This is a genomic window from Kitasatospora sp. NPDC057542, assembly GCF_042801945.1.
In the GTDB taxonomy this organism is placed as follows: Bacteria; Actinomycetota; Actinomycetes; order Streptomycetales; family Streptomycetaceae; genus Kitasatospora.
Genome location: NZ_JBHVFE010000603.1, coordinates 1 through 4,699, shown reverse-complemented (window position 1 = coordinate 4,699; position 4,699 = coordinate 1). Strand labels below are relative to the sequence as shown.

The window sequence follows — 4,699 nt, the reverse complement described above, 5'->3', positions numbered from 1 at the left end:
TTCCGGCTGTCTGTGCGCCGCCAGGGACTCGAACCCCGGACCCGCTGATTAAGAGTCAGCTGCTCTAACCAACTGAGCTAGCGGCGCCTGCTGACGTGGAGAACATTACCTGGTCAGCTGCCGAAACTCACAATCGGCCGGAGGTGGGAGTCCGGCAGGCTCACATGGTCAGCACCACCTTGCCCCGGACGTGCCCGGCGCCGACCAGCCGGTGGGCCTCGGCGACCCGCTCCATCGGGAACGACTCCTCGACCTCCAGCCGCAGCCCGCCGGCCTCCCACAGCTTCACCAGCTCGGCCAGCCGCCCGGCCGTCCGCTCGCCCCGCAGCCCCCGGACGCCCAGTCGCTCGGCGCCCGGGTAGTCGACCACGGTGCCGATCCGGTTCCGGTCGGCGACCAGCTCGACGGAGGCCTCCAGGGCGCCCCGACCGGCGGCGTCGAAGGCCGCGGTCACCCCCTGCGGGGCCACCGCCCGGACCCGCTCGACCAGTCCCTCGCCGTACGTCACCGGTACCGCGCCCAGCTCCCGCAGGTACCCGTGGTTGCGTTCGCTCGCGGTGCCGACCACCGTGGCACCCCAGGCCCGGGCCAGCTGGACGGCGACCGTGCCGACCCCGCCCGCGGCGCCGTGCACCAGCACGGTGTCACCCGCGCCCACGCCGAGCCCGGTGAGCGCCAGGTGCGCGGTCTGGCCGGACGCGGAGAGCGAGCCGGCCTGCTCCCACGGCATCCCGGCGGGCTTGGCCACCAGCCGGCCGGCGTCCACGGTGACCCGGTCGGCCTGGCAGCCCAGCACCCGGAAGCCCAGCACCTCGTCCCCGACCCGCCAGCCGTCGGCGTCCGGGCCGAGGGCGTCCACCACCCCGGCGAACTCGTTGCCGAGGACGAACGGCGGCTCGACCGCCGTCCCCGGCGGGCGGAAGCCCTCGCGGATCGCGAGGTCCACCGGCTGCACCCCGGCCGCGTACACCCGTACCCGCACCTCACCCGGCCCGGGCTCCGGGTCGGGCACCTCGGTGACCCGCAGGACCTCCGGACCGCCGGACCCCGTCACGGTGACCGCTTTCATGCCTTGTCCCGCCCCTTCTCGACCCTTCCGATGACGACGATCCTCAGGCCTGAAGTGCGCTTGAGGTCAAGCCGTTGTTCAGTGTGTCGACACTGATGGGCGCATTGTCAGATTTATCCTGGACGGCGCTCAGCCGTCCGTCGTCGAGAGGAACCTCCCCGTGGGCCAGCTGCCCCTGTTCTTCCTGGTGCTGCTCGCCTCCGTGGTGACCATGCCGCTCGGCCGCAGGACCGGAGTCCCCCAACCGGTGCTGATGACCCTGCTCGGCATCGTCATGGCGCTCGTCCCGCAGATCCCGGACGTCACCGTCGAGCCGGAGCTGATCCTGCCGCTGGTCCTGCCGCCGCTGATCTTCGCGGTGGCCCGGCGCTCCTCGGTGCGCTACTTCAAGGCCAACGCCCGCTCGATCCTGCTGCTGGCCGTCGCCCTGGTGGCGGTCACCACGGTCGCCGTGGCCGGCACCGTGCACTGGCTGCTGCCCACCCTGCCGCTGGCCGCCGCGATCGCGGTCGGCGCGCTGGTCTCCCCGCCCGACCCGGTCGCCGCCGTCGCGGTGGCCGGCAGCGTCGGGCTGCCCCGCCGCCTGGTGGCGATCCTGGAGAGCGAGGGGTTGTTCAACGACGTCACCGCGATCGTCATCTACTCGCTGTCCATCGAGGCCATGGTCAGCGGCGACTTCTCGGTCGGTGACGCGGTACTGCGCTTCGTGCTGTCCGCGGTGCTGGCCGTGGTGGTCGGCGTCGCGCTCGGCTGGGTCAACACCAAGCTCGCCGAGCGCCTGGACGACCCGACCCAGCAGGTCGCGCTCAACCTGCTGGTGCCGTTCGCCGCCTACACCCTGGCGGAGGAGATCCACGGCTCCGGTGTGCTCGCCGTCGTGGTCTGCGCGCTCTACCTCGCCGAACGGGCCTCCGACGCCGACGCCGTCTCCTACCGGCTGGTCGGCAACGCCTTCTGGGAGGTGGTCGAGATCCTGATCACCGGTGTCGCCTTCGGCCTGATCGGCCTGGAGCTGGCCACCGTGCTCAAGGAGGCCGGCCGCGGCTGGACCGGCTTCATCGGCGACGCCGCCGTGGTCATCGCGGTGGTCGTGCTGGTCCGGCTGCTCTGGCTGCTGCCGGCCGGATGGCTGTCGAAGAAACTGCGCTCCGGCGACGACGAGGACACGCCGTTCAGCTGGAAGGAGAGCGTGATCCTCTGGTGGTCCGGGATGCGCGGCGTGGCCACCGTCGCCCTGGCGCTCGCCATCCCGCTCACCCTGCACTCCGGCGAGGACTTCCCCGAGCGCGGCCGGCTGGTCTTCATCGCCTTCAGCGTGGTGCTGTTCACCCTGCTGGTGCAGGGCCTCACCCTGCCCTGGCTGGCCAAGCGGCTCGAACTCGACATCGACCAGGACAAGCACGAGCAGGCCGTGCGACAGCTCTGGTGGCGGGCCGCCAAGGCCGGGCTCAAGCGGCTCGGCGAGCTGGAGGAGCAGGACCGGCTGCCCGTCGAGGTCGCCGACCGCCTGCGGGACCGCCAGCACGACCGGCTGGCCCGGCTCTGCCCGGAGAACTACGCCGAGGAGGAGGCCGCCGAGGCCAAGCTGCGGATGGCCCAGTGGCGGGCCGCCCGGGACGTCGAGCAGGAGATGATCGCCGCCTCCCGCCGCGAGATGCTCTCCGCCCGCAGCGAGCCCGGCGCCGATCCGGAACTGGTCGACCACGTGCTGCGCGGACTCGACCTGCGCTCCGAACGGAAGTGACGGGCTGTCCGCGCCCGCAGGGCGGAATGTGCGCGACCGGCTCCGGGGTTGCATAGGCTGAACCCGGGCAGGCCGTCAACGGAGTCGGCGCACCATCAGGACCCGCACGACCTCGCACAGACCGTTGCCACCCGGCCCGCACGCCTGGCCCTGCCGGTTTCTGCACACAGACGAATCGAGGACCCACCGATGTCGGAGACCCGCGCCGACGCCCGCACCCCGCTCGACCGCACCCCGCAGTGGGCCGCCCTGGCCAAGCACCGGGCCGAACTGGGTGACACCCACCTGCGTGAGCTGTTCGCCGCCGACCCGGAGCGCGGCCGCCGCTACACCCTCCAGGTCGGCGACCTGCACGTGGACTACGCCAAGCAGCTGGTCACCGACGAGACGCTGGAGCTGCTGCGCGAACTGGCCGCCGCCACCGGCGTCGCCGAACTGCGGGACGCGATGTTCCGCGGCGAGAAGATCAACAACACCGAGCAGCGGGCGGTCCTGCACACCGCGCTGCGCGCCCCGCGCGGCGCCGTGATCGAGGTCGACGGCGAGAACGTGGTGCCCGCGGTGTACGCCGTCCTCGACAAGATGGCCGCCTTCGCCGACCGGGTCCGCAGCGGCGAGTGGAAGGGGCACACCGGCAAGCCGATCCGCACCGTCGTCAACATCGGCATCGGCGGCTCCGACCTCGGCCCGGCGATGGCCTACGAGGTGCTCCGCTCGTACGCCAAGCGCGACCTCGACGTCCGCTTCGTCTCCAACGTGGACGGCGCCGACCTGCACGAGGCCGTCCGCGACCTCGACCCGGCCGAGACGCTGTTCATCGTCGCCTCGAAGACCTTCACCACCATCGAGACCATCACCAACGCGGTCTCCGCGCGCAACTGGCTGCTCACCGGGCTGCGCGCCGACACCGACGCGGTGGCCAAGCACTTCGTCGCGCTGTCCACCAACGCCCAGGGCGTGCAGGACTTCGGCATCGACACCGCCAACATGTTCGAGTTCTGGGACTGGGTGGGCGGCCGCTACTCCTACGACTCGGCGATCGGCCTCTCGCTGATGATCGCCATCGGCCCGGACGCCTTCCGCGAGATGCTGGACGGATTCCACCTGGTCGACGAGCACTTCCGCACCGCACCGGCGGAGCAGAACGTCCCGCTGCTGCTCGGCCTGCTCGGCGTCTGGTACGGCGCGTTCTTCGACGCCCAGGCGCACGCGGTGCTGCCCTACTCGCACTACCTGTCCAAGTTCACCGCCTACCTCCAGCAGCTGGACATGGAGTCCAACGGCAAGTCGGTGACCCGCGACGGCACCCCGGTGGACTGGCAGACCGGCCCGGTGGTCTGGGGCACCCCCGGCACCAACGGCCAGCACGCCTACTACCAGCTGCTGCACCAGGGCACCAAGGTCATCCCGGCCGACTTCATCGGCTTCGCCAAGCCGGTCGCCGACCTGCTCCCCGGCCTGGTCGCCCAGCACGACCTGCTGCTGGCCAACTTCTTCGCCCAGACCCAGGCGCTGGCCTTCGGCAAGACCCCGGAGGAGGTCGCGGCCGAGGGCGTGCCCGCCGAGCTCGTCCCGCACAAGACCTTCAAGGGCAACCACCCGACCACCACGATCCTGGCCGGCGAGCTCACCCCCTCGGTGCTCGGCCAGCTGGTCGCGCTCTACGAGCACAAGGTGTTCGTCCAGGGTGCGGTCTGGAACATCGACTCCTTCGACCAGTGGGGCGTGGAGCTGGGCAAGGTGCTCGCCAAGCGGATCGAGCCGGTGCTGCTCACCGGCGAGGGCGCCGAGCAGCTGGACAGTTCCACGGCCGAGCTGGTCGCCCGCTACCGCGCGCTGCGCGGCCGCTGAGCCCGGACCGGGCCGTCCGCTCCGGCGGGCGGCCC

The 4,699-nt window shown here is 71.8% G+C and carries 3 protein-coding genes and 1 tRNA gene; 2 read left to right on the top strand and 2 right to left on the bottom strand.

The window, feature by feature from the left end:
* Positions 1-13: 13 nt before the first annotated feature.
* Positions 14-87: transfer RNA gene (locus ACFU7Y_RS40550), tRNA-Lys, on the bottom strand.
* A gap of 73 nt (positions 88-160) precedes the next feature.
* Positions 161-1,069 carry an NADP-dependent oxidoreductase gene (locus tag ACFU7Y_RS40545; protein ID WP_380771398.1) on the bottom strand — a complete coding sequence of 303 codons (909 nt, stop codon included), beginning with the start codon at positions 1,067-1,069 and terminating at the stop codon, positions 161-163.
* 160 nt (positions 1,070-1,229) lie between these two features.
* Here ACFU7Y_RS40545 and ACFU7Y_RS40540 point away from each other — a divergent pair, with 160 nt between their 5' ends.
* Entirely contained in the window at positions 1,230-2,813 is a 1,584-nt protein-coding gene (locus ACFU7Y_RS40540) for a Na+/H+ antiporter (RefSeq protein WP_224282672.1), read from the top strand.
* 189 nt (positions 2,814-3,002) lie between these two features.
* Positions 3,003-4,664 carry a glucose-6-phosphate isomerase gene (gene pgi, locus ACFU7Y_RS40535; RefSeq protein ID WP_380771397.1) on the top strand — a complete coding sequence of 554 codons (1,662 nt, stop codon included), beginning with the start codon at positions 3,003-3,005 and terminating at the stop codon, positions 4,662-4,664.
* Positions 4,665-4,699: the final 35 nt, after the last annotated feature.

Coding starts and splice junctions, on each gene's coding strand:
- pgi (WP_380771397.1), top strand. CDS start 3,003: ATGTCGGAGACCCGCGCCGACGCCCGCACCCCGCTCGACCGCACCCCG.
- ACFU7Y_RS40545 (WP_380771398.1), bottom strand. CDS start 1,069: ATGAAAGCGGTCACCGTGACGGGGTCCGGCGGTCCGGAGGTCCTGCGG.